Consider the following 4460-nt stretch of genomic DNA (forward strand, 5'->3'; position numbering starts at 1 on the left):
CCCCCGGGGCCCCCGGGCTGGCCCGGGCCGACGATCCCGGCCGGTTTCGCCCCAGCGATGAGTTCCGCCGTCCCGGATGGTCCACCTGTCACCACCTATCGAGGAGGAGTGACGTGCGCCAACTGCTGAGGGTCCAGAACTTCGTCGTCACGAGTGACGGTTTCGGCACCGGTGAGCCCCAGAGCAGGGAGCGGCCGTTCGGGCACGCCGAGCCCGAGGAGCTGTTCGCCTGGGCCGGCGCCACGGCGAGCTGGCCCAACCGTGCGGACCCCGGGGGAAGCCGGGGCCTGGACGACTACTTCACGCGGGACTACGGCCGCAACATCGGCGCCGAGATCATGGGGCGCAACAAGTTCGGGCCCCAGCGCGGCCCCTGGCAGGACCACGAGTGGCAGGGCTGGTGGGGTGACGAGCCTCCGTTCCACACTCCGGTGTTCGTCATGACCCACCACGACCGCCCATCGTTCACGCTGTCCGACACCACGTTCCACTTCGTCGGCGGCGACCCGGCCTCGGTCCTCGCCCAAGCGCGGGAGGCGGCGCAGGGCAAGGACGTGCGGCTCGGCGGCGGGCCGACCGTCATCCGGGAGTTCCTCGACGCCGGCCTCGTCGACACCCTCCACGTGGCGGTCTCCCCGGTGAAGCTCGGCGCCGGCGTACGGTTTTGGGAGTCGCCCGACGAGTTGCTCGACCGCTTCCACCTGGACGTCGTGCCCAGCCCGAGTGGCGTGACGCACCATGTGTTCTGGCGCAGGTGACACTGCGTCCCTGTTGAACCCGTTCTGCCTGTGCGCTCGCTGGTCTCGCCCCTCGGACAGCGTCAGCCGCCCGTAGGCGAGTCGGGCGTGGACACGTCGTTCCTCGGTGCGATGTCTGTGAGTCCGGTCGGTGTTCCGCCCGGATCGAACGCGTGGTGGAAGGTGAAGCCGTACGGCGCGGCGCCGTGGTCGTGGAGGTGTTCCAGCCTGGTCACCCCGTCCTGCCAGGTGGGTATCGTGCCGTCGGCGATCCACCAGAACACGTAACCCGGGTGCCCCGTCTTCTCGAACCAGTCGTAACGCCTGGTGAGCGCCGCGCGGTGCGGGCCGGTGTAGAAGGCGTCGAAGGCGGAGCGCAGGTCGGTCCAGAGTGAGAGGGTCGCGGCCAGGGCGACGGTTTCCGCGGTACGGCCTTTCCCGTACCAGGCCGGGACAGCGAACTCTCCCCACTCACCCCAGTCCGCCTCGAAATCCGTCCGTGCGCCCAGGCTGCGATCTGCCGCTTCGGCGCGAGCGAGGTATCGGGGATGCCGGCCGATCTCCCGGTAGATGGCTTCACCGCTTTCGTGGAACTCCCGCATAAGAGGTGCGGGGTCGGCGAGGGGCGATTTCAGGATGCCGAACGTGTATAGAGCAAGCTGGGGCATGCGTTTCTCCCTGGCCGAAAGGCCTGGTGGGGAAGTCCCTGACGCTCTCGCTGTCTGGGCGTGGACGCGATTCGGTGGCCTGCACGTGGGGCGGGGGAGATGCGGGCGGCGCCGAATGTCAGGAGAAGATAGCCCCCGCTGCAAGCCCTGTCGAAGTTGCTTTTTCCGTGCTCAAGTGGCCTTCTGAACAGGCCCCTCGGAGAATCCGTAAGGCACATCGCCTGGCGGGAATGTGCCAGAAATGCCCGGCGTCTCGAAGCCGCCCTGGCCTGAAGCCAGTGAGCCGCCGCCCGCCGTCCGGTGCGGCAGGCGCCGCGCCCGCCTGGTGCCCAGGCCTGTTGTCGCATGACGGCGACTTGTCGCATAGCGACGGCCTATCGCATGGCGACGGCCTGTCGCATGGCGGCGGCCTATCGCATTTCGGCGGCCTATCGCATGGCGGCGGACCGAGCACCGGCGTGAGACATGCGGGGTGCGGGAGGGGGGTCAAGGGCTCAGTCGGAAAGGGCGCGGCCGGGCCGGGTGGTCAGGACGCGTCGTATGCCCCACCCGGCCCGCCGATCACCATGTGTTCGCCGTCTCTACGCGCCCGGGGACCGGCGGTCGGCCGCTGAGGCGAAGCCCAGCCAGGTGTGCCGGTTGCCCGCCCAGCACCAGCCGACCTTGGGGGCGTTGCGGCGCTCGCGACCGTCCCTCCCGGTGCCGTTGCTGATCCAGAGCGCCGGGGTGCGGGCGTCCAGCGCGCCGCCGGCTTTGCGCAGCCGGGAGCCGATGGTCATGAAACAGCGGTTCCGCTCCAGGACGGCAGGCTGCTGCACGACCCAGTGGATGCCCTCCGTGAGCAGCAACGGGGTGCGGTCCTTCGCGCTGAGTGCGGGCAGCGCCTCGTTGGGGCTCCAGTTCGCCATCTCGTCACCGCGGTCGGGTCCGGTGACGAGGTAGAGCGGGGAGTCGGGCAGTGCGACCGTGTCGAGCGGGGCGAAGAGGTCCACGTCGGGCATGTCGGTGACGACGAACCCCGGCTTGTCCGGCTCCTCCTCGCGGCGAAGCAGCGGTGCGAGGGCCGAGGCAGGGGCTCGCTCCGGATGAACGGCGAGGAGGGCACCGCCTTCGCCCGCGGGGCCCTCCGCCTCCGCGGCGAAGGTACGGATCTCGTCGGCGGACAACCCGGCGATCCGGTGCACCCCCAGCTCGATCAACCGCTCGGCCTGGGCGAGCGGATCCGGAAGCGGGGGAAGGGTGGTGGAGGTGGTGGAGGTGGTGGAGGCGCTGGGCGTGGTCTGGGACACGATGCTCCTCGGGACAGCGACGTGGGCGGGCTCGAACCTAACGAGGGGGGTCGCGGAAGTGTTCCCGCCGCGTCGCGGATGCCCAAGGGACGTACGGGACGGAGTCCGAGGCACCGCAGCCGCTCACGGCACCGCCGGTAGGCTTCCGCTGACGCGAGCCGCGCGGCACGGGCCACCCTCGCCGCACTCACGCACTGCCGCTGTCCGCCGCCGCCGATCGGAGCAGGTCTCATGTCCGACTCCTCCGTCCTCTGGATACTCGGGCTGAGCTTCACCCCGGTCGGGCTCGTTCTCGGCACGGTGATGTACGTCCACATCCGTCGGACGCGCCGTCTGGTCCGAAGCGGCGCGCGTGCACAGGGGGTGGTGAGCGGCCTCAAACCGACCCAGATGAGTGGGCCGGGTCCAGGGTCCACGCTCACCGTGCGGACGCACGGGGACATGACCGCGTACCGCCCGATCGTCACCTGGACCACGGCCGAGGGACGTGCCATGGAAACCACGTGGAACATCGCCCGCACCCGCGAGCGGACGATGGCCGTCGGCACCCCCGTCGAGGTGCGCTACGACCCTGCGAACCCCCGCCGTTGGACGCTCCCGGCCGAGAGCAGCGGAATATGGTGGCTGTTCGCCGGAATGGGCGCACTCTTCGCCCTGAACGGCCTGGGCTTCCTCTTCGGGGCGCTGTTCACGTAGGTGCCGCGAGCGGAGCAGCGCTCGGCAGAAACGCGTGCAAGGGGAAGTTACCAACCGACTACACTCAGCTTCCGCCGTACGCAGTTTCGAGGCTTCGCCGCGCCGCACCGCGTCGCGTCGCGCCGGGTGGTCGTAGGAGGCGCCGATGTCCGCTCCGGAACGCCCCGTTCACACACGGGTGAACCACACCACCAGCTCGGACTACGGGGCGGGTGCGACCAAGGGCGGCGAGGTGCTGGGAATCCAGGTACCGGAGCTGAAACTGGCTGCTCCCGTCTTCGGTGAGCCGGTGCGTGCGGCGCGCCACCCCCTCAGGGCTCACCTCCATCTGGACCTACGACGCGGAGAGCCGCCCCCAGGAGCTGGCCACCGACCACGGCACCCTCTCCTTCACGCACGACGCGGCCGGCCGCGAGACCGAACGCCGCACCGGCTCCCTCGTGCTGCGACAGGAATGGGACCGCGCCGACAGACTCACCACCCAGACCACCCGCACCCCCACCGCGCTGCTCCAGCACCGCGACTACGCCTACCGGCCCCGACGGCTACCTCACAGAGATCCGCGAACTCACCTCCGGCACGCGCCGCTACGACCTCAACCCGGTCGGACGCGTCACAGCCGTGCGGGCGCACGGCTGGCGCGAGACCTACGCCTACGACGCGGCCGGCAACCTCACCACGGCACACGGCCCCGACCACCCCGCCCCCGGCGACCGCACCGTGGAGGGAACCCTCCTCCACCGCGCAGGGCGCACCTCGTACACACACGACGCCGCGGGCCGCCGCACCTCCAAGACGATCCGCCTCCTCAACGGCCAGAAACGCACCTGGACCTACGCGTGGAGTGCCGAGGACCGTCTCACGGGCGTCACCACCCCAACCGGTGACGAGTGGACGTACCTCTACGACCCGGCGGGCCGCCGCATCGCCAAGCAGGGCCCGACCGGTGAGAAGGTCACCTTCACCTGGGACGGGACCCGCCTGGCAGAACAGACCAGCGCCGAGGGCCAGACGACGACGTGGGACTACACCCCGGACACCCACCGCCCCGTGTCCCAGACGGACCACAC

At 70.4% G+C, this 4460-nt stretch carries 4 protein-coding genes and 1 pseudogene; 3 read left to right on the top strand and 2 right to left on the bottom strand.

Going from position 1 to position 4460, the window contains the following annotated elements:
* Positions 1–113 precede the first annotated feature (113 nt).
* Positions 114–758, top strand: coding sequence for a dihydrofolate reductase family protein (locus tag AB8Z75_RS31675; RefSeq protein ID WP_369208057.1), 645 nt, complete (start codon positions 114–116; stop codon positions 756–758).
* Between the two features lie 62 nt (positions 759–820).
* Here AB8Z75_RS31675 and AB8Z75_RS31680 read toward each other — a convergent pair whose 3' ends face one another.
* Entirely contained in the window at positions 821–1405 is a 585-nt protein-coding gene (locus AB8Z75_RS31680) for a DUF3291 domain-containing protein (RefSeq protein WP_369208059.1), read from the bottom strand.
* A gap of 581 nt (positions 1406–1986) precedes the next feature.
* Positions 1987–2694: a DUF5701 family protein gene (locus AB8Z75_RS31685; protein ID WP_369208061.1), complete on the bottom strand. Its 708-nt coding sequence runs from the start codon at positions 2692–2694 to the stop codon at positions 1987–1989.
* A 231-nt stretch (positions 2695–2925) separates the two neighbouring features.
* Here AB8Z75_RS31685 and AB8Z75_RS31690 point away from each other — a divergent pair, with 231 nt between their 5' ends.
* Together AB8Z75_RS31690 and AB8Z75_RS31695 are read left to right on the top strand one after the other, a co-directional pair.
* Positions 2926–3390, top strand: coding sequence for a DUF3592 domain-containing protein (locus AB8Z75_RS31690; RefSeq protein WP_369208063.1), 465 nt, complete (start codon positions 2926–2928; stop codon positions 3388–3390).
* 296 nt (positions 3391–3686) lie between these two features.
* Positions 3687–4460, top strand: a pseudogene (locus AB8Z75_RS31695) (RHS repeat protein); the annotation flags it as partial.

It is taken from the genome of Streptomyces sp. PU-14G, from assembly GCF_041028275.1.
Taxonomy (GTDB): domain Bacteria; phylum Actinomycetota; class Actinomycetes; order Streptomycetales; family Streptomycetaceae; genus Streptomyces.

Coding starts and splice junctions, on each gene's coding strand:
- AB8Z75_RS31690 (WP_369208063.1), top strand. CDS start 2,926: ATGTCCGACTCCTCCGTCCTCTGGATACTCGGGCTGAGCTTCACCCCG.
- AB8Z75_RS31680 (WP_369208059.1), bottom strand. CDS start 1,405: ATGCCCCAGCTTGCTCTATACACGTTCGGCATCCTGAAATCGCCCCTC.